Here is a 26,294-nt window from a genome sequence, read left to right on the forward strand (position 1 = left end):
CTTGTCTAAGCCATTGTCCTGAGACATGGACCAACGCAAACCCTTTATCAAACTACAAACAATTTCAATGAAGAAGTTTTTACTGACGCTCGGCCTGGTGGGCTCCGTAGCCGGAGCAACCATGGCGCAGGGCCGCACGCAACCCGCCGACTCTACCCGCCGGGTAGCCGGCGCCACTGGCATGCAGGGCACTGCCGGCCGGAACACCAAACCCAAACCTTACGCTGAGGTCATCACGGACAAAGCCATCTCCAAGTCGGGCTTTTTCAAGACCCACAAGGTAGAAGACAAGTATTTCTTTGAGCTGGCAGACTCAGTAATGGGCCGCGAGATTCTGGTGGTAAACCGTATCTCCAAAGCCGGTGCCGAGGTGCGTGCCTCGGCGGGTTACGCCGGTGACCAGATTGGTTCATCCGTAATCATGTTTGAGAAAGGGCCAGATGACCGCATTTTCATGCGCAAAATCTCTTACTCCACTTACAGCCCAGACAGCACCAAAGACATGTACCAAAGTGTGCAGCGCTCTAACGTGCAGGCCATTGTGGCGGCATTCAACGTGGCCGCTTACGGTGCAGGCAACAAGAGCAGCGTCATTGACATGACCGACTACATGAAAGGCGAGAACGAAATCTTCTCTTTCAGCTCGGCCAACGGCAAAACCAGATTCAGACTGGGTAACTTCATTGGGGACCGCAGCTACATCCAGAATGTGCGCAGCTATCCGCAGAACGTGGAAGTGACCACCGTGAAAACCTACGTGCTCACCCCACCCACCACAGGTTTTGGCGCTGCCCCGGCCGGTGGCGGCGGTAATTCGGCGCTGAGCGGTTCTTCTACCATTGAGATCAACTCGTCAATGGTAGTATTGCCCAAGAAGCCCATGCAGCCCCGCTTCTTTGACCCACGCGTTGGCTACTTCACCGTTGGTTACACAGACTTTGATGCCAATCCACAAGGCGTAAAGGAAATCCAGATGGTGAAACGCTGGAGACTGGAGCCTAAGGAAAAAGACATGGCCAAGTACAGACGCGGGGAACTGGTGGAGCCTAAAAACCCTATCATTTTCTATATTGACCCGGCCACGCCTAAGAAATGGGTACCGTATCTGATTGCCGGTGTGAACGACTGGCAGAAAGCTTTTGAGAAAGCTGGTTTCAAGAACGCCATTATTGGCAAGGAAGCCCCCAGCGCCAAAGAAAACCCCAACTGGAACATAGATGACGCCCGCCACAGCGCCATTGTGTACAAGCCCTCAGAAATCTCCAATGCCTCTGGGCCCAGCATCTCTGACCCACGCAGCGGCGAAATCATGGAAAGCCACATCAACTGGTACCACAACGTGATGAAACTGGTGCGTGACTGGTATTTCATTCAGGCGGCCGCCACAGACCCACGCGCCCGTAAAATGGAGTTCTCTGATGAATTGATGGGAGATTTGATCCGTTTTGTGTCTTCGCACGAAGTAGGCCACACCATTGGCTTGCGCCACAACTACGGTTCCAGCTCCACCGTGCCGGTAGAAAACCTGCGCGACAAAAAATGGGTGGAAGCCAACGGCCACACCCCGTCAATCATGGACTATGCCCGTTTTAACTACGTGGCCCAGCCAGAAGACAACATCAATTACAAAGGCATTTACCCAAGAATTGGGGACTATGACCTGTGGGCCATTGAGTGGGGCTACCGCATGCTGCCTAACGCCAAAAGCGCGGCAGACGAGGTGCCCATCTTGAACAAGATGACCATGGCTGCCTTGAAAAATCGCCGCAACTGGTTTGGTACCGAGACCAACCCAGATGACCCGCATTCCCAGAATGAGGACTTAGGCGACAACTCTATGAAAGCCTCTGAGTACGGCATCAAAAACTTGCAGCGCATCTTGACCAAATTACCGGAGTGGACGCGTTCTGAAAACGAAGGCTATGACAACCTGGAAAACATGTATGGCCAATTGACCACGCAGTTCAACCGCTACATGGGCCACGTGGCCAAGAACGTAGGCGGTGTGTATGAGAACCCGAAGACGGTGGAGCAGGAAGGCTTCATTTACGAGCGCACTCCGGCCGCCACCCAGAAAGAAGCCATGACGTTCCTGGACAAGCAATTGTTCACCACGCCTACCTGGTTACTTTCTCCGGCTGTGTTGAACAACACCGGCGCAGATCCCATGATGGTGGTTGCCCGCAGCCAGCAGGCGGTTTTAAACCGTTTGGTAAGCAACAGCACCTTGACCAAGTTGATTTCCAGCGAAGCCATGGACGGTGCCAAAGCCTACAAGGTAACTGACTTCTTCTCTGACATGAACAGTACCATTTTCCGGGAAGTGAAGAACAAGCAGGCCATTGACCTGTACCGCCGTAACCTGCAGAAAATGTACGTGCAGGAACTGATTGACCTGGTAAAGCCAGCTCCAGCCCCCACCGGCGCGCAAGCCGCGGCAGCCGGAAGAGGTGGTGCCGGTAGCGCGTCTATGAACATTGCCATGAGTGATGTGGTATCGGTGGCCAAAGCCGAACTGCGCAACATCAACAGCATGATCAAGGCCGGCGCCAACAACTCAGATTCCCTGACCAATTACCACTTGCAGGATCTCTCTGACCGTATCAATGAGGCTTTAGACCCAAGAGGATAATTTACCCAGAGCGTTTAAAATTAAAAGAGCCGTTCCAAATTGGAGCGGCTCTTTTTTTGTGCTCCAGTTTTTTCCATTCCGTTTTCGGGCTTATTTCTGAAAATGAGCCCGAAAACGGAAAATTACAACATGATTGCCCTTTTTAGGTTATTACCAACATATTGTTTGGCATCGGATATTTTGCTTGTTGGTGATAACACCAACAAGGGTTCAGGTTCATGGTATTCTTTGGTAGTGGTTTAGAAAGTATGATGGGATAAAAGCTGACAGTGAGTTGTTTAAGATGATGGAATGTTCGAAGTCCTCATCAAAATAAACTGTCCCCACTGCCAGAGCAGTAAGGTAGTAAAAAACGGAAAGAAAAAGAACGGTGCCCAGAACCTGCTATGCCACAGCTGCAGAAAGCAGTTCCAGGCCACGTACCAGTACAAAGGCGCCGATCCGGCCACAAAGCAGCTAATGGTGCGGCTTTTGGAGCGCAACAACGGCATCCGCGACATAGAGGCGCTGCTGGGGGTGAGCCGCAAGTGCATACTGGACAACCTGTGCCGGCAAGGCAGCCGACTCAGCATCGCACCGGCGCGGCGCTGCTACGAGTCGGTGCAGATAGACGAGGTCTGGAGCTACGTGGGCAGGCGCAGGAAAGGGAAGTACTGGCTTTTGTATGCCTACTGCCCCGAGACGGATGAGGTTTTGGCTTACAGTTGCGGCCCCAGGAGCGCAGCAACTGTGAGGAAGCTGCTCAAGAAGCTGGAGAAAGCACACATTGGAGAATACTGCACCGACCATTGGAGAGCCTTCGCCCAGGTGATACCTACAGAGAAACACAAGGTGGGCAAGGCTTACACAAAAAATATAGAAGGGGTAAATACCTGCCTCAGGGCCAGGAACAGGAGGCTGGTCAGGAAAACGACCTGCTTCTCCAAGAAAAAGGAGAACCATGATGCGAGCTTAAACCTAATGTTCAACTACCGAAACAACCAAAAATCAAAGCATCATACATTGTAAACCACTACCTATTCTTTTACTAAACAGGTTCTCTGTTTTCAGCCTCATTTCCAGAATTGAGCCCTAAAACGGGATTTTGATCTTATGTTTCCAAGAAACCTTTACTTTTAGGCACTTGAAAAAACAACGTACCTACTTCAATGCCTTCCCAATTCTCCCCCGCTCATTTTACCCAACACCTTACGGCTTTGCTGGAGAAGGAATATCCGGCGCATTTGCCGGGCATTTCGGTGTTCGTGAAAGACAAAGACCAGGTGTGGTTTGACCAAAGCTTCGGGTTGGCGAATATGGAGGAACAGATTCCGGCCAGCCGAGGCACCAATTACCGGATGGCCTCGGTGACCAAGCAGTTCACCGCCATGGCGCTGGCGCTGGTTTGCCAGGAAAAGAACATTTCCGTTCACCAAACCTTGCAGGAATTCTTCCCGGCCTGGACCGGGCTAAGCCAACACATCACGCTGCATCATTTGCTGCAGCACAGGTCTGGGCTTCTGGACTATGAGGATTTTATTGCGCCCGGCAGAACCACACAAATCACAGATGAGGAAGTGTTGGTCATCGCACAAGCGCAGTCAGAACTCTATTTTCCGCCGGGCACGTCTTTCAGGTACAGCAACACCGGGTACGTGCTGGTTGGCTTGGTCATAGAAAAGATAACCGACCGACCGTTCCGTCAAATAATAGAAGACAAAATTCTGCATCCGTTGGGTATGACCGTGAGCAAGATTTATACGCCTGACTTGAACATTGCCCACCGGGCCATGGGCTATGCGCCAAGTGAAAAAGGCAATTATGGTTTTGCTGACCAAAGCGTGGGCAGCGCCACCCAGGCAGACGGTTGTCTGTACACGTCCACGCTAGATTATGCCAAATGGAGCCACGCGCTTTGGCACACACCTACTTTTTCTTTGGCGCCTTATCTCACGTACGCCAATCCAATAATCCCTGGCGAAGATTGGTTTTATGACATGGCCTGGTTTTACGCGCCTCGCGCCAACGGGCAACCAGAGTTGTACCACACAGGAAACACCTGCGGCTTCAGCAACCTGGTCATCTTTCTTCCGGAAGTGAACTTAACCATAGCCGCCTTCTCCAATCGTGCCGACAATTCCCATTTAATTCCGAACCTGGTGCAACAGATTTTCAAGGGGCTTCCGTATCATTTAGAATCTCAGCTGCTCTATCAATTGCCGCACCTCACCAGATAAAAGCAAAGGTGACAGCATATTTCCCGTTTTTGGCCTCGTTTCCAGAAATGAGCCCGAAAACGGAAAAATGTCCTTGGGGAAACAGCTTTCACTATACTTTGAACTCGACCAAAATCTAGGCAAAAGTTCGTCTTTACTAGGGAAGGTCTGGCAAAAATACCAAACAACCGTTTGCTTATGTACTGATTTTACAGGCGTTACCAGTTTTTTTATAAGATTTTTAAAATTTTTCGGGCTTCTGTTTGGAAGTTGTTTTTTCACCCCTTAAGTTTGACGCATTACTTCAAGAACATGATTCAGCGCAATGCATATTATTACGGTTTTTACTTTTTTGGACCTCATCCGGGGCTCAGCAGGTAAGACTTTGCGTTTGATAAACTAAAAGATATACCACAGAGCCCCGCCTATAGCGGGGCTTTTTTTTTGTTATGGACAGAACCTTAAAAATCGCCATTCAGGGAGGGCCCGCCTCTTTCCACGAGACTGCCGCCAAGGAGTTGTTTGCTTCTTCGGGTATGCAAACCATGTCTTGCGCATCGTTCCCGGAGTTGTGCCAGGCCTTGGCCAGCGGCCTGGCAGACTACGCCGTCATGGCCGTGCAGAACTCCGTGGCCGGCCCAATCCTCAGCAATTACAGCTTGCTGGCCGCCCATGGATTTTATGTGGCCGCGGAGCGTTGGCTGTTCATTGACCAAACCTTGATGGCGCTGCCCGGCCAAACCATGGCAGACCTGAAAGAAATCTGGTCGCACCCCATTGCCTTGCTGCAGTGCTGTGACTTTGTGCAAAATTCTGGCCTGATATCAAAAGAAACCGCCGACACCGCGGACACCGCCCGCCAACTGAAGGAAGAGCAGATCTCCGGGGTGGCCGCCATTGCCAGCCGCCGGGCCGCCGACCTGTACGGCCTGGAGGTGCTCCAAGGCAACGTCGCCAACCAACCTGACAATTTCACGCGCTTTCTGGTTATTTCCCGGCAGGCCACCAGCAGCGCATCTGACAAAGCCACTGTCTTACTGCCATATCCGGTGGTGCAGTTTTCCCTGGAGAATGTAGTGGAGGTATTGGCTACTTCCGGCGTGACGTTGACCATGTTGCAGCCCTTGCCAGCCGCCCACCCGGGCCAACCGCAAGCCTGGGTACTGGAAATGGAAAGCGAGCAAACCGCCGACCTCACCCACGCCCTGGCCCGACTGCAAGGCATTTCCCCTAACCACCAAGTGCTGGGCTTGTATAAAAAGGCGGTGTCGCCGCTGCCCAAAGAACGGCTGAACGGCTGTCTCCCCACTACTTTACGCACCTCTACCCCAGAACTTGTATGATCATTCCCAGCGCAGACCGGCTCCAGCAAGTACAGGAATACTATTTCTCCCGCAAGTTGGCAGAAGTACGGGCCCTGAATGCCCAAGGCAAAAACATCATCAACCTGGGCATTGGTGACCCAGACATGGCTCCTTCTGAGGAGACCGTAATCGCCTTAACCATGGCAGCTAGCAGACCGAAGGCCCACGGTTACCAACCCTACAATTCCATTTTGCCCTTGCGTCAGGCCATTTCTACATGGTATCAGCAAACCTATCAGGTGGATGTAAACCCAGAAACCGAAGTGCTGCCTTTGATGGGTTCCAAGGAAGGTATTTTCCACGTAGCCATGGCCTTTTTGAACCCCGGCGACAAAGTGTTGGTGCCCAACCCGGGCTATCCGGCGTATGCCGCCACCGCCCGGCTAGTTGGCGCTGAGCCGGTTTTTTATACTTTAAGCGAGGAAAACAACTGGCAGCCTAATTTTACCGAACTCCAAGCACTGCTAACCCAAGGCGGCGTGAAACTGATGTGGGTGAACTATCCGCACATGCCAACCGGGGCCGAAGGATCTGCAGAAACCTTGCAAAAACTGGTGGAGTTGGCGCTGGCGCATTCCTTTCTGCTCGCCAATGACAACCCGTACAGCCTGGTGCTGCCCAATAACCCGCCGTTGAGTTTGCTGTCGTTGCCCAAAGCCAAAGACTGCTGTCTGGAATTCAACTCGCTGAGCAAATCGCATAACATGGCGGGCTGGCGCGTGGGCATGGTGCTGGGCCGGCAAGATTACCTGCAGAACATTTTGCGGGTGAAAAGCAACTTAGACTCGGGCATGTTCCAACCCGTTCAGCAGGCCGCCATTCAGGCTTTGCAGAATTCAGATGAATGGCATAATGAACGAAACCAGGTCTACGCGCAACGCCGGCAGACTGTGTTTGAACTGCTGGAAATGCTGGGCTGTTCTTTCAACAGGCAGGCCGTGGGCATGTTTGTGTGGGCGCGGGTGCCTGACCAGGTGTTGGACGTGGAAGCCTATTTAGACAACATCCTGTACCATGCCGGAGTTTTCCTGACCCCGGGCAAAGTGTTCGGAACCCAGGGGGAGCGCTACCTGCGGGTAAGTCTCTGTTTGCCCCAAACCACCATTGAAGAAGCTACTAATAGAATTAAACAACATGTAACGGCCACCGCCGCCCTACCCATATGAGTACTCCAAAACACCTCAATTTAGCTGCCAACTCTACGTTCAAACGCCCAGATGGCCAACCTTTAATCATTGCCGGTCCTTGCAGCGCCGAAAGCGAGGAACAGATGCTCCAGACCGCCCGCGGCCTGCAACTGGTCCCCGAAGTCACCATCTTCAGAGCCGGTATCTGGAAACCCCGCACCCGTCCCGGCGCGTTTGAGGGAATCGGGAAAGTAGGCCTTAAATGGCTGAAAGCCGTGAAAGAGGAAACCGGCATGAAAACCGCCTGCGAGGTAGCCACCGCCGAGCACGTGAACGACGCCCTCAAACAAGGCGTGGACATTCTCTGGGTGGGCGCCCGCACCACCGTGAATCCGTTCTCAGTGCAAGAGATAGCCGATGCCCTGGAAGGTGTGGACGTACCAGTGTTGGTGAAAAACCCCGTGAACCCAGATCTGCAATTGTGGTTGGGTGCCCTGGAGCGCTTGAACCGAGCTGGCATCACCGATTTGGCCGCCATTCACCGCGGCTTCTCTTCCTTTGACAGCCGGCCGTACAGAAACCACCCCAAATGGAACATGGCCTACGAGTTCAAGAAGCTGTTGCCCGAGGTACCATTGATTTGTGACCCCAGCCACATTGCCGGCAAGCGCAGCCTTTTACAGCAGATTAGCCAGGAAGCCTTGAACCTACAGGTAGACGGGCTTATGATAGAAACCCACATTAACCCAGACGTGGCCTTAAGCGATGCCTCGCAACAAGTAACCCCGCAAGGGCTGTCTGATTTGCTCGCTTCCCTGGTGTTTGAGCGCGTATTATCAACCACAACCCAGAATGAAGAAGAACTGAGCGAACTGCGCAACCTGATTGACTACCTGGACAATGAATTGATCAACGTATTGTCGCGCCGTTCTAACGTGGCCAAGCAGATTGGTATCCTGAAAAAAGAAAGCAAGATAAACTTGTTGCAGACCGGCCGTTGGGAACAAGTGATGGAGCAACGCATGAAAGCCGCCCTGCGCGAAGGCCTGGACGAAGGATTCGTGAAAGCCATCTTCCAGGAAATTCACCAGCATTCCCTGCACGTACAGGCTGCCGCGGTTTCTAAAGTGATTGCCCCAGCCGTTTAAGTTAGTAGTTCATAAAGAAGGCCTCGGTTGTTTGCATGGTCAAGTAACCGGGGCTTTGTTGTTTTTAACAAAATTCAGTCCTTCAGATTTTCTGTTTCCTTCCCTAAAATTCATGGAGCTTCCTGTTAGAAACAAGGGCAATTAACCCAATTATTGAAGGACATCAGAATACCGCCATAAGCCGTCTTTAATTAACAGATGAATTACGAAATCCTTAAAATGAAAATGCTAAAAAAGGCTTTCATTTGCTTTCTGGCATAAATTTCGGCCTTTTGATGTAGAATTGATGTAGCCAGATGGTGGGGCGTGATGTAGTTATGTAGTAGGCAGATTTCAGTTTTCTTGTTTTATATAAGGTACTTTAGCAACTGAAAATCCAGAGGTAAAGCGCTCAACATGAGAGTCCCTTAACGCTGGTTTTTCATACCTGCATCTTTAACGCCTACTATATGACAAACAAGTACACTTTTATGACCAGGAAAGCAATCTTCCTGATTGTCCTGGGAATCTTCCTGGTGACTTTTGCCCCTCGAGCCTTTGCGCAGACTTTGGTATGGGAAGAAAACTTTGAAGGCACCGCCATTAACAGCAACCACTGGACCTTTGAGATTGGCGACGGTTGCAACAAAGGTCTCTGCAGCTGGGGCAACAATGAATTGCAGTACTACACAGACCGCCCGGAAAACGCCCGCGTTGAGGAAGGCAACCTGATTATAGAAGCCCGCCGTGAAGGGTTCCAGACCCGTAGTTTCACCTCGGCCAGGTTAAAAACCGAAGGAAAAATCCATTTCAAATACGGCACCGTGGAGGCCAGAATCAAAGTTCCAGATTTGCAGAACGGCCTTTGGCCCGCCCTCTGGACGTTGGGCACCGTGGGAGGCGTATGGCCGTCCAACGGCGAGATTGACATCATGGAAATGGGCATTAGGGAAGCTGTGGCCGCTGGCCTCACCAACAAACGTGTAGGCGCAGCCGTGCACTGGGAACACAACGGCACCACCGCTGACTTTGGCAAACACCGCGACAGCGACGTGAACCTGAACAATGACTACCACATTTACAAAATGGTGTGGACCAGCCAGTCCATTAAAATATTCATTGACAACGTGGAGTACTTCACCTTTAACATTGCCGGGGCAGCCGGAAGTGACCTGGAGGAATTCCATAACCGCCATTTCTTAATCATGAACCTGGCCGTGGGTGGCAATTACACAGGTATCAGCAATGGCGCGAACATCACGGCACCCATGCCCGCCAAGATGTATGTAGATTATATTAAGCTTTATCAAAACCAGGGCGATGAACTCTACAAAGCCTCTGAGCATGTAATTGCCGCTGGTAATTTTGGCGTATACACAGAAACCAAGCCCACCATTGCGCGGTTAGACTACAACGGTGGCGCCAACCTCTTCATCTGGAATAACCTAACGCCTACCACCCCGGCCCCAGCAGCCTTTGAAGGCACAGAAGCCATAGCGTTCAGGGCCAGCAACAGTGACTGGTTTGGGTTTGGCACCGACCACGCCGCTAAAAACCTATCGGCCTACAAAGCGGCTGGGTCTTTGAAGTTCCACATGAAGACTTCTTCAACCCAAACCTTTAAGGTGGGCGTGAAAAACGGTACCACAGAAAGCTGGGTGAACTTTGTAAGCGGCGGCCAAAACTACGGCCTGGTGCGCGACGGCAATTGGCACGAAGTCACCATTCCGTTGAGCCAGTTCAATGCCCCTTCGGTAGATTTCTCCAACATTGTCTCCACGTTCATGCTGGCCGGCGACAAACCAGCCGCCAATTTTGACTTCCAGCTAGACAATATCTACTATACCACCGGTTCCAGTTTCAAAAGTGCGCCGCTTGTCACTATGACCGCCCCGGCCAACGGCGCGGTGTACACGGCCCCGGCTACAATAGTGTTAACGGCCACTGCCTCAGACACAGATGGCAACGTGACCAAAGTAGAGTTCTACAATGGCCCTACCCTGCTGGGCACCGCCACTTCAATCCCCTATACTTTTACCTGGGCCAACGCCCCGGCCGGCATGTATGCGGTCACCGCCAAGGCGTTTGACAACGAAGGCAATACCACCACCACGGCTCCGGTCAATGTGATTGTAAATGCCTCTGCGGTTACCGGTAACTTTGGGGTTTTCACCGAGAACACACCCACCACCCAACGCCTCAATTATGAAGGCGACGCCAATTTATTCCTGTGGGAAAATACCTTGTCGGCTATTACGGCTCCGGCTCCGGTACCGCAGGAAGGCACCGAGGTAATGGCCTTTAAAGTGGGCACCGTGGGTTGGTACGGATTTGGGATTGCGCACACGGCCAAAAACCTGACCGGCTACACCAGCGGGCACCTGAAATTCCACATGAAAACCACCACCGGCGGTACCTTTAAAGTGGGCATTGTCTCTGGCGGCGTGGAAAGCTGGGTCAACATTGGCACCACCGGCGAACAGTACGGCATGGTGCGTGACGGCAACTGGCACCAGGTGAGCATTCCATTGTCGGCGTTTAATGCGGCTAATTTTAACCTGGCCAGTGTGACAACTTCCTTCATGGTGGCCTCAGTAACCGCCCCAACCATTGGTGCTGAACTGTTCTTTGATAACATTTACTACACCAATGGCGTGGCCAACGGTTCATCGCCTACGGTGAGCATCACGTCACCGGTGACGGGCGCCACGTTCACGGCTCCTGCCAGCATTACCATCTCCGCCAACGCGGCAGATACAGACGGCACCATCTCCAAAGTGGAATTCTACCGCGGCACCACCCTACTGGGTACTGCCACCACCGCGCCGTATTCTTACACCTGGACCAACGCCCCGGCAGGCAATTACAACTTAACGGCCGTGGCCTATGACAATGCCAACCTCACCACCACGTCTACGCCAGTGAGCGTGATTGTGAACGGGTCTTCCAACTCCGGCAGCAACTATGGCATTTTCACAGAGAACACACCCGTGGTTGACAAACTCAACTTTGACGGCGACGCCAACCTCTTCTTATGGGAAAACACCTTATCGGCGGTGGCAAATGCCACGGCTTTTGAAGGCGCTGAAGTGATTGCCTTGAAAGTGGGCACTGTGGGCTGGTATGGTTTCGGGATTGCGAACGGAGCCAAGAACCTGTCTGCCTACGCCGCCAACGGCATGCTGAACTTCCACATGAAAACTACTGCGGGCGGAACGTTCAAAGTAGGCATGAAAAGTGGTCCGGTGGAAAGCTGGGTGAACTTTGTGCCGAACGGTGAGCAGTTTGGCCTGGTGCGCGACGGAAACTGGCACCGGATTTCCATTCCGTTGAGCCGTTTTATGGCCACCGCCAATTTTAACCTGAACGCGGTGGAGCAATCCTTCATGGTGGCCTCCGTAACGGCTCCTACCACGGGCGCTGAGCTGTTCTTTGACAACATCTTCCTGAGCCCTGGCCCGCTTGGCCTGAAAGAAGACAAGGAATTCAGCGCCGGCGTGACCCTTTACCCCAACCCCACCCAAGCCGACTTGACACTGGCTGGCAGCCAACCGTTGGAAGGCGCCACCGTGGTAGTGTATGACGTACTGGGAAAAATAGCCTACACCGGAAAAGTAACCAACGGTACGGTTTCTGTGGCCGCTTTAACGCCCGGCGTTTACCAATTGGTACTCACCAGCAAAGGCAAGACAGCCCACAAGCGGTTCATCAAAAAGTAAAACTGTACCAGTTCAACAAAAGAAGCTCCCTAAAAAAGCTCCCGTTGGGAGCCTTTTTTAGGGAGCTTCTTTTGTTAAATAGCAATTCCGTTTTCGGGCTCATTTCAGAAAACGGAGCCGAAAACGGAAACTGCCTTATCTTTTATCAAGCTGCTTCTGCAGTTTGTCTTCAATGTTCTTCATCATGGGCACCCAGTTGTCGCCGGAATCTGAGGCGTACACGTCATTGCCCGGAATGCCCAGCTTGAAACCCACGGTCTTGCTGTTGGTAGGGTGGTTTTCCTCTACTTTGAAATGGACTTCCACCCAGTTGATGTCATGCACAAACCGCTTCATCTTGGTAATCACATCTCTAATGCGCTGCTGCATGCCGTCTGTCACCGTAAAGTCTGCAGATGATTGCACGTCTACTTTAATGTCTCCGAAGTTCTCTGTATAATTCATAGTTGTGTGGTTAAAAGGGTTGTCAAGTACTACTTCTTCACTAAACGGCAGAACCTTTGCAGGGTTGACCATTTGCCATTGGTGAATGTTCATGCCAACCATACTTACGCTGGATGACAAACAAAAAACGTTTCCCGTTTTCGGGCTCATTTCCGGAAATGAGCCCGAAAACGGGAAGCGTTCAAAATCAGGAATTCCAAATCCGGAGGCTTACTAACTACCGCATGATCCTGATGCCGCCGCCGCGGTTGCCCATGGGGTTGAGGTGCTTGTTGAGGTTGTAGGTGAACTGGAGCATGAAATATTGGCCTATGGAATTGAGGGTTTCGCGCTCAAAGTAGTTGGCGGTGGCGGTTTGGTTAATGCCCAGGTTGCGGTTGAGCAGGTTCACGGCCGTAAGGCGTAACTCGCCGCTGTTGTTCTTCAGGAACTGCTTGGCCAGCGCCACGTTCAGCAACGGAATAGCCTGCCTGAAATTGAACTGCGGGTTGTTGTACACCAGATAATCATAGGTGGTGTTCAGGTGTACCCCACCCGGAAAATACACGTTCGCCTCAGCGGCATAGGTCTGGTTGACGAATTCCTGATCTGGGGTGTTGCCCACGCTGTATTCGGTGGTTTGCAGGCTCAGATCGGTACGCAAACTCACGTCAAACTTATTGTCAATGCGGTATTCATAGCGCACATTGCCAGAGAGCATTCTGGAATCCAGTACGTTGGCTTGCCCGTTGAGCAGGTTAATGCTGGAATTTCCCCGCAGGGCGCCGCCTACGTTGAACCGGCTGTTGTATTTCCTGAGCGGCAAACCCAGGTTCAGGTTTAAACTCAGCAGGCGGCTGTCTTTCACGTTCACCGGTTGCGTAGTGCGCACGGTCTGGTCATAGCTGATGGCGTTGGCGATGGCGTCTGTGGTGTAATTCATGAACGCGAAAGCAAAGAAATTCATAAACGTGGTTGGGTTGAACATGCTGAAATTCAACCGAAACTGGTGATTATACGCCGGCCGCAAACCAGGATTTCCCATGTAAATATTAAGCGGATCACTGTTGTCCACCACCGACTGCAACTGCCGTACTGACGGTTCCTGCACCGAGGTTTCATAGTTGAAATCTATTCTTCTGTTGCCGCTGAAATCATAGTTGAACCTTGCCACCGGCAACACATTTTGGTAAGACCGCTTGATGGTGGCGCCAGGCATCTCAAACCGTTTCTCGGCAATCAAAGAATTCAAGGTGGTCAGTTGCAGATTCAAACCAAGCGTGGCGCTGTACGCATCTCGGTTCAGCCTGAAATTACCGCCCAGGCGGTTGAAAAGGTAACTGCTGTTGTAGCGGTTAGTGAGTAAGTTGTTGAGGACTTTTCCGCTTTCCTGCACGTCATACACTTCCTGGTCCACCTGGTTCATGCTCTGCCGGAAACTGTAGTTGGCCTCCAGATATCTTCGGTTGCCCAAAGGTTCAGTGGCCGACAGCGTGGTGGTGTAGGTTTGTGTGTTGGTTTGGTTGTCGCGTTCCTGATTCAGGTGTTGGTCTGGCCGGTTGGCGAACCGGTTGGTGGCCAGCAGCAGGTTCTGGTTGTCATTTTCCACCAGGTTGGCAATGGCATTGACAGAAAGAGTTCGGCCTTTTTTGTTGAATTTATGCCGGAACAACAGGTTGAAACTGGCATTGAGCGCCGTGCCCTCGGCCAAGGTGCTGCTGTTGGAGGAACTCAGGAACGTTCGGCCTTCTTTGGTAAAACTTCTTCTGTCACTCACGCCCTCGGCCTCTGTTTTGTTGTATGAAACCCCAGCAATCAGTTTCACAGAGTTAGCCGAATCAATTTTATGGTCCACGGTCAAATTAAGGCGCTGGTTAGCGTTGGAGTTGTCCTGCACGCCGTAAGAATCTGTGAGGAAATTGCCGTTGGGCCTGGTCTCAGTGGCGGGCACAATGTCTTCACGCTCGGCGGTGCGGCGCACGTATTGGTTGAGGTGGTTGAGGAAAACGCTGCCGTTGGCCTCGGTGTTTTTGCCCAAGGTCTGGTTGAAGTTGAGGCCTCCGCCATAGGTTTGCATCTGTCCGTTGCTACGGCCACCCGTGTTCAAAGGTATGCCGCTGCTGCCACCGCCAATCTCAATGCGCATTTGACCGCCCCCGCCCGCGGCCAGCTGCTGTGCGCCACCGGTAAAGGTCATGTAATCATCAATCCCGAAGCCCTGGCTGTTCACATTGTTGGCCATGCCCAAAAGCGAGAGTTGTTGCCCTTTCTTGAATTTGTTCAGGCTCAGTTTGGTTTGCAGGCGCTCGTCGGTGCCCACGCCCACCATGGTATTGCCGAACATAGCGTTGCGTTTTTCTTCTTTGAGCTCCAGGTTAATGGTTTTGGTGCGCTGCCCGTCATCAATGCCGGAGAATTCTGCCTGATCAGATTTTTTATCATAGACCTGTACTTTGTTCACGGCATCGGCGGGCAGGTTCTTGGTGGCCAGCTTTGGGTCCCGCCCGAAGAACTCTTTGCCGTCAACGGTGACGCGTTGCACTTTTTCGCCTTGCACCGTCACGGAGCCGTCGCTTTCCACCTGCACGCCGGGGAGTTTCTTCAACAGTTCCTCCACGGCTGCATTGGGCTGCGTTTTAAAGGAACCGGCGTTGAATTCCAGGGTGTCTTTCTTAATGGTTACGGGGTCTTGCTGGCCTTTCACCAGCACTTCGCCCAAGGTAGTAGAGGCAGGCTCCAGTTTCACAGTTCCAAGTTCTACCAAACCGCCGTCTGCCGGGGCTTCAATGCGTTTAAAAACCGGGTTGAATCCAACAAAAGAGATTTTCAGCAGGAAGGGGCCGTTGTTCAGGTTCTTGAGCTCAAAAATTCCCTGGGCATTGGTAGAGGCAAACGAAACCAAGGTAGAATCCTGGGGTTTGAGCACCAGAACGGTGGTGGCCGGCAAGGCACTGTTGCGGTCATCTACTACGGTGCCTTTCACGGTAAATTTCTGGGCAAGCGCGGTCTGTCCCAGCAACAGCAGCAGTGCGAACAGGTAAAGGTTTTTCATAAAGGGAGAAGTTGCGGGTGCGTTAGTTTCTGATGATGGTGCCGCCGTTGCGGCGCATCTGCTCCATCTGTTCGGTGAGTAGGGCCTGGTACTGCTGCTCGGTGATTTTTTCGCCTTTGGTGGGCTCCAGCAGTTCATTTTTCTTAAGTGGACGAAGATCCACTTGCAGGGCTTTGATCACGCGTTCACCATTGTTCACGTCAATCTCCAGAATTCCGCCGGGCAAAGAGCCATAAGACTCCGGACCCAGAAACGGACGCAGTTTCTCAGTGTACCAGGCCACCACGGTCTGCTTGCGGCGTTCGTCAAAATAGGTGGCTTGTTTGCAGCTGTAACCCAGAATGGTCTTGGTCTCGGTCCCGAATTTCCAGGGAAGCACGGTGAGCGAGTCCTGGATGAGGTATTTCTTGCCATTGAAATCGCGCTGGGAGACGCGTTTGCTTTCACCAGGTTGCAGGTACAGTTCGCCGCTGGCGGTACGCATGCTGAACCGAACGCCACCGCCGGCTGAGCTCATCTGGGCAGCTTCCTCTTCCTCGTCCACCATGCGTTTGTACAGCGAGGTATTGGCGTTGAAGGTGAGCGCCTGTTTGCTCACGGAAAATTCGGGAATCATGGCTTTCATGGCTTCGCGTTCCTTTGGTAAGTTGCGGTGCATGTTCATTTTGGCTTCATAGACAATCACGCCTTCTTGCGCGGCAGCGGCAGTAGATAGCAATAGACAGAAAGCGGCAGTAAAAGATTTGAGTAGGTTTTTCATGGGCGATTTCTTTTGGGTAAAAGTACCGCAAACACCCGCGCCCATGTGTTAAGGCCACCCTAAGGTTTGTTAATGAAACGTTAAAGTTGCCCAAGGAATTACAGACCGAAAAAGCGTTTCCGTTTTCGGCCCCGTTTCCGGAATTGAACCCGAAAACGGAAAAATCAGATAATGGGAAATTTCTGTTTTCGGGCTTGAAACTGGAAATGACACCCAAAACAGGTTCTTGCCGTTTTAAGATGAAATCCGGTGAGAGAATTCACCTGTTCATACTTAACATCACCTTGCTTAGCCTTTTTTAATTCGATGAAAAAACTAATCCCCCTTTTGCTCTTAACCTTACTTCTGCCCCTTTTGGCGGTGGCCCAATTGAAACCGCTAGACGCTGAACTCACCAATTATACCTACCCTTTTCCGGTACAATTTCATCAGGTGCAGGTGCAACGGCAGACATTTAAAATGGCCTACATGGACGTGACCCCTGACCAGCCCAACGGACAGACGGTGGTGCTGCTGCACGGCAAGAACTTCAACGGGGCCTATTGGGAACAGACCGCCAAAGACCTGCGCCAAAACGGGTACCGGGTCATTATTCCAGACCAGATAGGTTTCGGGAAATCGTCTAAGCCGCAGAATATTCAGTACACGTTCCAACTGCTGGCGCAGAACACCAAAAGCCTGCTGGACAGTCTGGGCGTGACCAAGGCGGCAGTTCTGGGACATTCCATGGGCGGCATGCTGGCCACCCGGTTTGCCTTGATGTACCCGACCTTCACGCAGAAACTGATTTTGGAAAACCCCATTGGCCTGGAAGACTGGAAACGATGGGTGCCCTACCAACCCGTGGAGAAATGGTATGCCACTGAACTGAAGCAAACCGCCGAGGGCATCAAGAACTACCAGCTGGAAAATTATTACGGTGGCCAATGGAAACCGGCTTATGGCCGCTGGGTGAACCTTTTGGCCGGCTGGACCCTGCACCCCGACTACCCCCGCATTGCCTGGAACGCCGCCCTAACCTATGACATGGTGTTCACGCAGCCGGTAGTATATGAATTTGACCAGCTTACCATGCCCGTTCTGCTCATAATTGGCCAGCGGGACCGCACCGCGCTGGGCAAAGCCAACGCCAGCCCAGAGGCTAAAAAACTGTTGGGCAATTACCCGGCCTTGGGCAAAGCAACTGCCCAGAAAATCAAGAATGCGCAATTGGTGGAGTTAGAAAACGTGGGCCATTTGCCACACATTGAGGCCTATGACCGTTTCATGAAACCGCTACTGGCCTTCCTGAAAAAGTAGGCGTAACAAGCTCATAATGATACCTTTTCAATTTCCATTTTCGGGCTCATTTCTGTAAATGAGCCCGAAAATGGAAAAAGATGCGAAAAGATTAAACCTTTTGCCAATTCATTGGTCAAAGAGCAAACCAATTCAGTAATGAGACAAAAACTTCTACTCTTCCTTCTCTTTTTAATCATTCCATTTTTAGGGTTTAGCCAGGGCACTTCCATCAAAGGGCAAGTGGTGGGCGGCGGGTCGCCGTTGATAGGCGCCACCGTGGCACTGTTGAAGGCCGACTCCAGCGTGTTCAGAGGCGCCGCCACTGACGTGGATGGTCGTTTTGAGTTCGCGGGCATTCCCAACGGGCGCTACATTGTGCGGGCTACCTATCTGGGTTTCAATGATTTGTTCAGGGCAGTAACGGCCACGGGCGCACCTCTTCAGTTGGGCACGCTAACCATGGCCACTACCAGTACGCGCCTGAAAGAAGTGGAAGTAGTAGGTCGCGCGGCCACCGTGATTCAGAAGGCAGATACCGCCGAGATGAACGCCGCCGCCTACAAAGTGAACCGTGACGCCAACGCTGAGAACCTAATCCAGAAAATGCCCGGCATTACGGTGCAGAACGGTCAGGTGCAGGCCCAGGGCGAGCGCGTGCAACGGGTATTGGTAGACGGTAAAGAATTCTTCGGGGAAGACCCGAGCGCTGTTTTAAAGAATTTACCCGCCGAGGTGATTGCCAAAATACAGGTGTTTGACCGGGCCAGTGACCAATCTCAGTTCACAGGTTTCAGTGACGGCAACGAGCAGAAAACCATCAACATCATCACCAAACCAGAATTCAGAACCGGCCGCTTTGGGCGTTTCAGCGCCGGCGTAGGTACCGACAACCGCTTTAGAGTGAGCGGAAACCTGAACCAGTTTCAGGGCGACCGCCGCATTTCTATTGTGGGTTTGAGCAACAACGTGAACGAGCAGAACTTCTCCTCTGAAGACCTGGTAGGCGTGGCCAGCGCTTCGGCCAGAGGCGGACGTGGCGGCGGGGGCGGTGGTCCCCGGGGCGGCGGCGGACCCGGTGGAGGCGGCTTTGGCGGCGGTAACAACACCGGCGACTTTCTGGTGAACACCAGCAACGGTATTGCCACTACCAACGCCATTGGTTTGAACTACTTGGACAAATGGGGCAAGAAAGTAGATGTGCAAGGCAGCTATTTCTTCAACTTCACAGACAATGACTTTAACTCCAATGCCTTCCGTCAGTTTGGTTTAAACAGCCAAGGCGCTTACAATGTGAACGAGAACAGCTTGTCAGATGCCAAAAACCAGAACCACCGCGCTAACCTCAGAATTACCTACAACATAGACAGCGCCAACTCCATTATCATCCGGCCACGGTTGAGCTTTCAGAAAAACGATGGCATGAGCCTTACCAATTCGCGGTTCTCGTCTATCAATGACCTGCAGAACAACCGCTTGCTCATCAACAACTTTGACAATAATTTTCAGTCAGAGTTGTTCGGGATGAATATCAACAACAGCATCTTGTACCGCCACAGCTTCGCGAAGCGCGGCCGCACCATCAGTTTGGATGTGTCTAACGGTTACAACCAGAATGACGGTGACAGCCGCTCAGACATCTCCTATTTGCGTGACTTGCAGAACGAAGGCGATGATTCCTTAGTGTACCTCTCCTCTACCCTGGACAACAAAGGCATTACCGCAGGTGCCAACGTGAACTACACCGAGCCTTTGACCCAGAACACGCAGCTGCAGTTAACCTACGCCACCAATTACAGCAAATCTGAAGGCGACCGCCAGACGTTCCAGTTCAGGCCAAGAACCAATTTGTATGACAGCCTGGTGGTGAACCAGACCAGCACCGTTGACAACGTGACCAAAACCCAGGAATTTGGCGGTGGCTGGCGCTACAACACCAAAGACTTCCAGTTCATGCTGAGCGCGCGGTACCAGTACCTGCAGCTTTCCACAGACCAGGTGTACCCTAAACCCATTGACACCACGCGCACCTACCACAATGTGTTGCCGTTTGCCATGTTGCGTTACAACTTCAACCAAGACCGCAACGTGCGTATTTTCTACAACGGCCGTTCCCAGACGCCGTCTGTGACCCAGTTGCAAAGCGCCGTTGACTATTCCAGCCCAACCTTGTTGAGCCAGGGCAACGCCAATTTAGGCCAGAGTTTCAACCACAACTTCAACATCAGGTATTCTTCTGCCAACCCAGGCAAGTCTTCTAACTTCTTCTTGGTGTTTGGTGGTTCTGCCGCCCAGGATTTCATTGGCAACAGCACCATCAGGAACACCACGCCCGTAGACAGAAACAACCCCAACGCCAACAATTCTATTGTGACTTCTACCGGCGTTTTGCTGAACCAGGGCACGCAGTTGACCAGACCAGTAAACCTGGAAGGTCAGTACAGCCTGCGTTCTTTCCTGAATTACGGTTTGCCCATCACGTTCATTAAGTCTAACATTAACGTGAACCTGAACGCCACCTATACCAACAGCCCGTCTTTGTACGGGGACCACACTACGGGTTTCAGAGAAATTTCAAATGACAACAAAGTCACCAATTTAGGCGGCGGTCTGGTCTTGAGCAGCAACATTAGTGAGAACCTGGACTTCCTGATCTCTACCAACTCCAACTACAACAAAGTGGAGTATGACTACCTCACGGCCCAGAACAACAACTACTTTAACCAGAGCAGCTTGTTTAGAGTGAACTGGGTGCTCTGGAAAGGCTTGACCATCACCTCTGACCTAAACCACCAATACAACGGCGGTTTATCAGCGGGCATTGACCCTACGTTCTTGCTTTGGAATGGCAGCATTGGCTACAAGTTCATGAAAGACCGTCAGGCCGAAATCAGGTTGTCTGGCTTTGACCTCTTGGGCGAAAACACCAGCATCCAACGTAACATCACCAACGCGTACATTGAAGACGTGCAGACCACTGTGCTGCAGCGCTATTTCATGGTGAGTTTCAACTACAACCTGCGGGCCTTTGGTGGTGGCGGTGCGGCCCCTTCTCCTGCTGGCGGACCCGGCCAACGCGGCGGCGGAAACAGTGGTGGTGGCATGAACCAGTTCTAAGAAGTACTACTACTTGTTATCTTTAGTCTCCGTTTTGGGGCTCATTTCTGAAAATGAGCCCCAAAACGGAGACTTTTTTTATGGGTGGTTTTTGGTATGTTGAAATTTAGTAGCTTGTCCAGTAAATTAAAGTGAGGCCCTGTAGATATAAGGCTGATAAGTGCAGGTGGGTTCGTTTATACACTAGTTACCTGTAATTTAAAATATGAAAAAGCTTTATCTTCTAATCCTTCCAATTTTATTCATCGGTTGTAGCGACACGAAATTAAAGACAAATAAAAAAGAGCCTCAACCAATTTCAAATTCATCAAACCTCGACTCTTTAACTGTAGAGGCACAAAAACCGATTAGTGAAATCCCAAGTAATGTTGATGATAAGTTTGAAACGTTTCTAAAATACTTTAATGAAGATTCCATATTCCAAGTAAGTAGAATCGACTTTCCAATAAAGGTAAAATTTGCAGATTCTAGCAAGGACTACGAAATGTCCGAAGAAATCATTCCAAAGCAAGAATTTCTCAAGCTGGACTTTACCTACGACAGTATAAAATCCATTGAATATGAACAAATAATAGAAGTAAAAGGAGACAAAGCGACAATCGGATTAAGAGGAATTGAGAATGGAATTATGGCAGACTTCTACTTTAAAAAGAAAAATGGGAAATGGATGTTAGAAACTTGGGAAGATGCTTCAACATAAAAAAACAACAGGTAACATTGTATAAAAATCATGCTACGGCCGACGGCCTAGCACGTTTTTTATACTAACCGTTATCTGACATTATAATCACGAATCAATGTGGCCTTTAACTGACATTACCGTTTACTACGATGGCAACAAAATCAAAGGCACTACTTTTGTTGGGGAATTCAAAAAAGCGGTAAATTTTATCTCGGATTACTATCACAACTCTTTAGCAGGATACAAGCCGCCTAAAACAGGCAGAATTTGCATCCAGATAAAGGAAAAAAGGTTTTTACAAGAGCCTACTTATTTTGGTGCTATCTGCACCCTCTCTTCCACAATGAATGAAGGTAAGTACCTCCAGCTCAGCAAAAAAGAACAGTACCGTTACCTTCTTGAATTAATTCATACTGCTGTGATAGAAGCAGCTGAAAAGTTAGGCTGGGATAAATCAATCTTCGAGTCTGCTTACCACATTGTTCTTGGTTCTGATTTTGTTTTTGAAAAGCGACAAAAGGAAAAGAAAGCAAAAAACAGGAAAAGCACAGGAGTCGCAATTTTGGCAAAGACAGAGGACATATCCACCTTGAAAGTACAAATAACCGCAGGCGGGGCAACAAGTGAAGTAGTCTTGTTAGAGAAGAAGAACTGGTTTTGGTGGGACGACTTGTATAGGATTGCAGCAAAATGCAAATGGATTGACGATGATAGTTTCGGGTTTGATTCTAAATCAACTAATGAATTTGTATACTATTCCTTTAGAGAAGATAAAGTGAAAAGAAATATAAACTTGGCAGATCCAGCTTCAATAATAAAATAACAAACAGCTAACCACAGCATCTGTCAACGAAGGCCTATCACACTTCATGCGCAAAACCTTTACACCATAAAAACTTCCTCATACATGGCTACAAACCAACAACTCTCCCCCACTATCCGGCAGGAACTGCTCAGAACCCTGCAAGCCCGCTTTGAGCAAAACCCGCAACGCCATCAAAACCTAAACTGGTCAACCGTGCAAGCCAAATTGGAAGCCAACCCAGAGAAGTTGTGGTCACTGCATGAAATGGAAAGAACGGGCGGTGAGCCAGACGTGGTGGCCATTGAAGAAGCTACGGGGGAATTCCAGTTTATGGACTGTTCCCCAGAAAGCCCCGCCGGCCGAAGAAGTCTGTGCTATGACCGCGCAGCGCTGGACGCCCGCAAAGAAGCCAAACCCGCCGGCAACGCCCTGGGAACAGCTGAAGCCATGGGCATTTCTGTGCTCACTGAAGAACAATACCGGGCCTTGCAGCAGGTGGGCAAATTTGACCAGAAAACGTCCAGCTAGCTCTTAACGCCGGAACCTATCAGAAAACTGGGCGGGGCCATTTTTGGCGATTACCGGTACGGGCAGGTGTTTGTGTACCACAATGGCGTGCAGTCATATTATGCGGCCCGGGGGTTTAGGGGCTGTGTAAAAGTCTGAGTTTTCCGTTTTGGGGCTCATTTCCAGAAATGAGCCCCAAAACGGAATTTGTTTTTCTTTCCGCTCCCAAATTCACAATTTCCACGCGCACTTTTTCAAATTCTTATAACCGTTACTGCCCTTTCTTGGCATGTTCAAAATCTTTAACGGTTCTGCTTTGACTTTCCCGGCAGAGCACTTACATTCGGGTTCAAGATAGAAGCACGGCCTAAGGTGAAAATCTTGCCGGCTTCCGTCCTCTTTCCATTTGCCCAAAACGGCCGATTAGGAGCACTTTTAAAGAGTGCCTGCGCCGTGTGTAGACCATGAACCCAGAAATTCTCTCCCGCTTTGCCAGCCAGTTTGAAGGCGATTTCCACACAGACAACACCATGCGCACGCTGTTTGCCACAGACGCCTCGGCGTACCGTGAGAAACCGCTGGCCGTGGCCTTCCCCAAAAATAGTGCTGACCTCAAAAAACTGATTCACTTCGCCCGCACCCAGGGCACGTCCCTGATTCCGCGCACGGCGGGCACTTCGTTGGCCGGTCAGGTGGTGGGCAGCGGCATTGTGGTAGATGTGAGCCGCACCTTCACCCAGATCCTGGAAGTGAATCCGCAGGAAAATTGGGTACGCGTAGAGCCGGGCGTGATCAGAGATGAACTGAACATGTTCCTTCGGCCGCACGGCCTGTACTTCGGTCCCGAGACCTCCACCGCCAACCGCGCCATGATTGGCGGCATGGTGGGCAACAACTCCTGCGGCTCCAACTCCATTGTGTACGGCAGCGCCCGCGAACATTTGCTAAGCGTGAAAGCCCTTTTAAGCGATGGCTCTGAAGTAGAATTCAAGGCCTTGACCCTGGAGGAATTTGAGGCGAAATGCCGTGGCGAAAACACCTCCGGTGACCTGGAGACGCGCATTTACCAGGCCACCAAGGCCATGCTGAGCCATGAACAGACGCAGGAAAACATCCGGGCCGAGTTCCCCAAGCCCAGCATTCAGCGCCGCAACACCGGCTACGCTATAGATTTGTTGCTGGAGACCCAACCCTTCACCCAAGGCAAAGAGCCGTTCAACTTCTGTAAACTCATTGCCGGCTCAGAGGGCACGCTGGCGTTCATGACCGAGATAAAACTGCACGTAGACCCGCTTCCGCCCAGTGAGATTGGCCTGCTCTGCGTGCATTGTGAGACCGTAGATGAATCGCTCCGCGCGAATTTGGTAGCCCTACGGCACAACCCCAGCTCCAGCGAACTCATGGACCATTACGTGCTGGAGTGCACCAAAACCAACCTGGAGCAGAGCCAGAACCGCTTCTTCGTGCAGGGCGACCCCGGAGCCATTCTGGTGGTGGAACTCAATGACCATTCCCAGACCGCTATTCAGGAACGCGCCCAGAAACTAATCCAAGATTTACAGCAAAACAACCTGGGCTATCACTTCCCGCTGGTGCTAGGCCCCGACACCAAGAAAGTCTGGAATCTTCGCAAGGCGGGCCTTGGTTTGCTCTCCAATATTCCCGGCGATGCCAAGCCCGTGGCGGTTATTGAAGACACGGCCGTAGATGTAGCTGATTTGCCCGAGTTCATCAGGGAATTCAACCTCACGCTGGAGCAGTACAACCTCTATTGCGTGCATTATGCCCACGCCGGCAGCGGCGAACTGCACCTCCGGCCTATCATCAACCTCAAAACCGAGGAAGGCAACCAACTTTTCCGGGACATCGCCACCGAGATTGCCACCCTGGTCAAGAAATACCGCGGCTCTTTGAGTGGTGAGCACGGCGATGGGCGTCTGCGCGGCGAGTTCATTCCGTTCATGATTGGTGAGGAGAATTACCGGCTGTTGGAGGAAGTGAAACGCGTCTGGGACCCCAATAACATCTTCAACCCGGGCAAGATTGTGAACACGCCCAGCATGAACACCATGTTGCGCTATGACCCTGGCCAGGAAACCCCTGACTTTAACACGGTCTTCAAATTTAACCAGGCCGGCGGCGTGCTGCGGGCCGCCGAGCTCTGCAACGGTTCCGGCGACTGCCGCAAAACGCACCTCACCGGCGGCACCATGTGCCCCAGCTACATGGTCACCCGCCATGAGCGCGACACCACCCGCGCCCGCGCCAACGCCATCAGGGAGTTTCTGACGCGCTCGCCCAAGGCCAACCGTTTTGACCACCAGGAAATCAAGGAAGCCATGGATTTGTGCCTGAGCTGCAAAGGCTGCAAGTCTGAGTGCCCCTCCAACGTAGACGTGGCCAAGCTCAAAGCCGAGTTCCAGCAGCATTACTATGACGCCAACGGCATTCCGTTTAGAACGCGGCTCATCGCCAATTTCACCAACGCCAATAAACTGGCATCGCTCCTGCCGGGTGCGTACAACCTGCTGTTCAAAAATACCTTCACGGCCAACCTGTTCAAGAAAACCGTCGGGTTTGCGACCAAACGGAGCTTGCCTTTATTGCATGACACCACGCTCAAAAGCTGGTTCAGGAAACATCAAAAAGAAAAAGAAAAGGCAAATCAACCTGTTACGCCTAAAAAGAAAGTTTACCTCTTCTGCGACGAATTCACCAATTACAATGACACGCCCGTTGGCCAGAAAGCCGTGCTGTTGCTGGAAAAACTGGGCTACCAGGTAGAGATTCCGGATCACGAGGAAAGTGGCCGTACCTACCTCTCCAAAGGCCTGTTGCGCGAAGCCAAAAAACTGGCCCAGCAGAACGTGGCCAAACTTCACCCACTCATAAGCGCAGACACGCCGCTCATTGGCATTGAACCGTCCTGCATTCTTTCGTTCAGAGATGAATACCTTGATTTGGTGGACAAAGACCAGGTGGAAGCCGCCAAATCGCTGTCCATCCATTGTTTGTCTTTTGACGAGTTCATCGCCCGCGAAATCCTGAGCAAGAACCTGGACCCCAGCCTTTTCAAAGACGAGGAACGCCTAATTAAACTGCACGGCCATTGCCACCAGAAAGCGCTCAGCAGCGTGCTGTACACCCAGCAGATGCTCACCCTGCCCAGGAATTACAAGGTAGAAGTCATTCCTTCGGGGTGTTGCGGCATGGCGGGTTCTTTTGGCTACGAAGCCGAACATTATGACGTGTCTATGGCGGTGGGCGAGTTGGTGTTGTTCCCGGCGGTAAGGGCTGCCAAGGAGGAAGTGATTATTGCCGCCCCCGGCACCAGCTGCCGGCACCAGATTCATGACGGCACCGGCAGAACGGCCCAGCACCCCATTGAGGTGTTGTATGACGCGTTAAAGTAAGTTCCGTTTTCGGGCTCATTTCCGGAAATGAGCCCCAAAACGGAAACCAAGCTTGGTTTTAGGAAGATACCTTTGTTGGTTTAAACCAATTTT

The 26,294-nt window shown here is 51.5% G+C and carries 15 protein-coding genes and 1 pseudogene; 13 read left to right on the forward strand and 3 right to left on the reverse strand.

Annotated features, from left to right (window positions below; all coding sequences use genetic code 11):
* Positions 1 to 67: 67 nt before the first annotated feature.
* The 7 genes from IMY23_RS05335 (at position 68) to IMY23_RS05365 (ending at position 12,164) form a co-directional block, all read left to right on the forward strand.
* The gene (locus tag IMY23_RS05335; protein WP_192821091.1) at positions 68 to 2,632 is read left to right on the forward strand and encodes a zinc-dependent metalloprotease; all 2,565 of its coding nucleotides are present in this window, start codon (positions 68 to 70) and stop codon (positions 2,630 to 2,632) included.
* Positions 2,633 to 2,923: 291 nt separating this feature from the next.
* A complete protein-coding gene (locus IMY23_RS05340) occupies positions 2,924 to 3,640 on the forward strand; it encodes an IS1 family transposase (RefSeq protein ID WP_192820093.1) in 717 nt (238 codons plus the stop codon).
* A 140-nt stretch (positions 3,641 to 3,780) separates the two neighbouring features.
* Positions 3,781 to 4,848: a serine hydrolase gene (locus tag IMY23_RS05345; RefSeq protein WP_192821092.1), complete on the forward strand. Its 1,068-nt coding sequence runs from the start codon at positions 3,781 to 3,783 to the stop codon at positions 4,846 to 4,848.
* Positions 4,849 to 5,276: 428 nt separating this feature from the next.
* Complete coding sequence (locus IMY23_RS05350) at positions 5,277 to 6,170, forward strand: prephenate dehydratase domain-containing protein (RefSeq protein WP_192821093.1); 894 nt, start codon at positions 5,277 to 5,279, stop codon at positions 6,168 to 6,170.
* Complete coding sequence (locus IMY23_RS05355; protein ID WP_192821094.1) at positions 6,167 to 7,357, forward strand: pyridoxal phosphate-dependent aminotransferase; 1,191 nt, start codon at positions 6,167 to 6,169, stop codon at positions 7,355 to 7,357. The genes IMY23_RS05350 and IMY23_RS05355 overlap by 4 nt, the downstream gene beginning before the upstream one ends.
* Positions 7,354 to 8,466 (forward strand): chorismate mutase, encoded by a 1,113-nt coding sequence (locus tag IMY23_RS05360; protein WP_192821095.1) that lies wholly within the window; start codon positions 7,354 to 7,356, stop codon positions 8,464 to 8,466. The genes IMY23_RS05355 and IMY23_RS05360 overlap by 4 nt, the downstream gene beginning before the upstream one ends.
* Positions 8,467 to 8,936: 470 nt before the next feature.
* Positions 8,937 to 12,164, forward strand: a complete 3,228-nt coding sequence (locus IMY23_RS05365; RefSeq protein ID WP_192821096.1) for an Ig-like domain-containing protein — start codon at positions 8,937 to 8,939, stop codon at positions 12,162 to 12,164.
* Positions 12,165 to 12,299: 135 nt separating this feature from the next.
* Here IMY23_RS05365 and IMY23_RS05370 read toward each other — a convergent pair whose 3' ends face one another.
* The 3 genes from IMY23_RS05370 to IMY23_RS05380 all read right to left on the reverse strand — a co-directional run bounded on the left by IMY23_RS05370 (position 12,300) and on the right by IMY23_RS05380 (position 16,399).
* Positions 12,300 to 12,608 (reverse strand): HPF/RaiA family ribosome-associated protein, encoded by a 309-nt coding sequence (locus IMY23_RS05370; protein WP_192821097.1) that lies wholly within the window; start codon positions 12,606 to 12,608, stop codon positions 12,300 to 12,302.
* A gap of 217 nt (positions 12,609 to 12,825) precedes the next feature.
* Positions 12,826 to 15,639, reverse strand: a complete 2,814-nt coding sequence (locus IMY23_RS05375) for an outer membrane beta-barrel protein (protein WP_192821098.1) — start codon at positions 15,637 to 15,639, stop codon at positions 12,826 to 12,828.
* 22 nt (positions 15,640 to 15,661) lie between these two features.
* The gene (locus IMY23_RS05380; RefSeq protein WP_192821099.1) at positions 15,662 to 16,399 is read right to left on the reverse strand and encodes a GLPGLI family protein; all 738 of its coding nucleotides are present in this window, start codon (positions 16,397 to 16,399) and stop codon (positions 15,662 to 15,664) included.
* Positions 16,400 to 16,705: 306 nt separating this feature from the next.
* On the opposite strand from IMY23_RS05380, the gene IMY23_RS05385 reads away from it, so the two are divergent.
* The 6 genes and pseudogenes from IMY23_RS05385 (at position 16,706) to IMY23_RS05410 (ending at position 26,201) form a co-directional block, all read left to right on the forward strand.
* Positions 16,706 to 17,698, forward strand: coding sequence for an alpha/beta fold hydrolase (locus IMY23_RS05385; RefSeq protein ID WP_192821100.1), 993 nt, complete (start codon positions 16,706 to 16,708; stop codon positions 17,696 to 17,698).
* Positions 17,699 to 17,836: 138 nt separating this feature from the next.
* Positions 17,837 to 20,794 (forward strand): outer membrane beta-barrel protein, encoded by a 2,958-nt coding sequence (locus IMY23_RS05390; RefSeq protein ID WP_192821101.1) that lies wholly within the window; start codon positions 17,837 to 17,839, stop codon positions 20,792 to 20,794.
* Between the two features lie 205 nt (positions 20,795 to 20,999).
* Entirely contained in the window at positions 21,000 to 21,494 is a 495-nt protein-coding gene (locus IMY23_RS05395) for a DUF4348 domain-containing protein (RefSeq protein WP_192821102.1), read from the forward strand.
* A gap of 97 nt (positions 21,495 to 21,591) precedes the next feature.
* Positions 21,592 to 22,299, forward strand: coding sequence for a hypothetical protein (locus IMY23_RS05400; protein WP_192821103.1), 708 nt, complete (start codon positions 21,592 to 21,594; stop codon positions 22,297 to 22,299).
* 84 nt (positions 22,300 to 22,383) lie between these two features.
* A pseudogene (locus IMY23_RS05405) lies at positions 22,384 to 22,947 on the forward strand (DUF4256 domain-containing protein).
* A 305-nt stretch (positions 22,948 to 23,252) separates the two neighbouring features.
* Complete coding sequence (locus tag IMY23_RS05410; protein ID WP_192821104.1) at positions 23,253 to 26,201, forward strand: FAD-binding and (Fe-S)-binding domain-containing protein; 2,949 nt, start codon at positions 23,253 to 23,255, stop codon at positions 26,199 to 26,201.
* Positions 26,202 to 26,294: the final 93 nt, after the last annotated feature.

Origin of the sequence: Rufibacter sp. LB8, assembly GCF_014876185.1 — a bacterium.
Classification (GTDB): domain Bacteria; phylum Bacteroidota; class Bacteroidia; order Cytophagales; family Hymenobacteraceae; genus Nibribacter.

Bases quoted from the DNA above. Each gene is read 5' to 3' on its own strand.
- IMY23_RS05335 (WP_192821091.1), top strand. From the start codon at position 68: ATGAAGAAGTTTTTACTGACGCTCGGCCTGGTGGGCTCCGTAGCCGGA.
- IMY23_RS05340 (WP_192820093.1), top strand. From the start codon at position 2,924: ATGTTCGAAGTCCTCATCAAAATAAACTGTCCCCACTGCCAGAGCAGT.
- IMY23_RS05345 (WP_192821092.1), top strand. From the start codon at position 3,781: ATGCCTTCCCAATTCTCCCCCGCTCATTTTACCCAACACCTTACGGCT.
- IMY23_RS05350 (WP_192821093.1), top strand. From the start codon at position 5,277: ATGGACAGAACCTTAAAAATCGCCATTCAGGGAGGGCCCGCCTCTTTC.
- IMY23_RS05355 (WP_192821094.1), top strand. From the start codon at position 6,167: ATGATCATTCCCAGCGCAGACCGGCTCCAGCAAGTACAGGAATACTAT.
- IMY23_RS05360 (WP_192821095.1), top strand. From the start codon at position 7,354: ATGAGTACTCCAAAACACCTCAATTTAGCTGCCAACTCTACGTTCAAA.
- IMY23_RS05365 (WP_192821096.1), top strand. From the start codon at position 8,937: ATGACCAGGAAAGCAATCTTCCTGATTGTCCTGGGAATCTTCCTGGTG.
- IMY23_RS05370 (WP_192821097.1), bottom strand. From the start codon at position 12,608: ATGAATTATACAGAGAACTTCGGAGACATTAAAGTAGACGTGCAATCA.
- IMY23_RS05375 (WP_192821098.1), bottom strand. From the start codon at position 15,639: ATGAAAAACCTTTACCTGTTCGCACTGCTGCTGTTGCTGGGACAGACC.
- IMY23_RS05380 (WP_192821099.1), bottom strand. From the start codon at position 16,399: ATGAAAAACCTACTCAAATCTTTTACTGCCGCTTTCTGTCTATTGCTA.
- IMY23_RS05385 (WP_192821100.1), top strand. From the start codon at position 16,706: ATGAAAAAACTAATCCCCCTTTTGCTCTTAACCTTACTTCTGCCCCTT.
- IMY23_RS05390 (WP_192821101.1), top strand. From the start codon at position 17,837: ATGAGACAAAAACTTCTACTCTTCCTTCTCTTTTTAATCATTCCATTT.
- IMY23_RS05395 (WP_192821102.1), top strand. From the start codon at position 21,000: ATGAAAAAGCTTTATCTTCTAATCCTTCCAATTTTATTCATCGGTTGT.
- IMY23_RS05400 (WP_192821103.1), top strand. From the start codon at position 21,592: ATGTGGCCTTTAACTGACATTACCGTTTACTACGATGGCAACAAAATC.
- IMY23_RS05410 (WP_192821104.1), top strand. From the start codon at position 23,253: ATGAACCCAGAAATTCTCTCCCGCTTTGCCAGCCAGTTTGAAGGCGAT.